At 36.1% G+C, this 485-nt stretch carries 1 tRNA gene; it reads right to left on the reverse strand.

What is annotated here, in order from left to right:
* Nucleotides 1-267: 267 nt before the first annotated feature.
* Nucleotides 268-336, reverse strand: a tRNA-OTHER gene (locus ACTQ48_RS11520).
* Nucleotides 337-485 lie beyond the last annotated feature (149 nt).

Here is a 485-nt window from a genome sequence, read left to right on the forward strand (position 1 = left end):
TATCAATATTGCGAGCATGATATTCATCAGTACTCTTTATTGCTTCAGTCAATTCGCCCAACGGAAACGCCGTTGGCCACTTTAATTCAAAAGGACGGTCAACATAATCGTTGTAAGGTTTAAACTCTTTTTTCGTTCGTCTCACCATCTGATACACTCTCCTATCAGAAACATTATACGAACGTTTGTTCTATTTTTCAACAAAAAAATATTCACATAACAAAAAACACACACCTCTCGTAAGAAAAAGAGGCAGGTGTTTTACTATGGACCATACAGGACTCGAACCTGTGAACTAACCGTGCGGTTGGCTTTAACCAACTGAGCTAATGGTCCTGAAAACTTTACTTATTAAGTAATCTATAAATTAAATGAAATAAGCTCTAAAGTTAGAATTTTTGCTCTTTTTGATTTAGTAAATGTTGGGCGACTACTCTTTGATACGTAGAAAGTGACTGGTGCATAGACACAATCGTTAACTTCAC

Origin of the sequence: Collinsella sp. Sow4_E3 (assembly GCF_052116285.1) — a bacterium.
Taxonomy (GTDB): domain Bacteria; phylum Actinomycetota; class Coriobacteriia; order Coriobacteriales; family Coriobacteriaceae; genus Collinsella.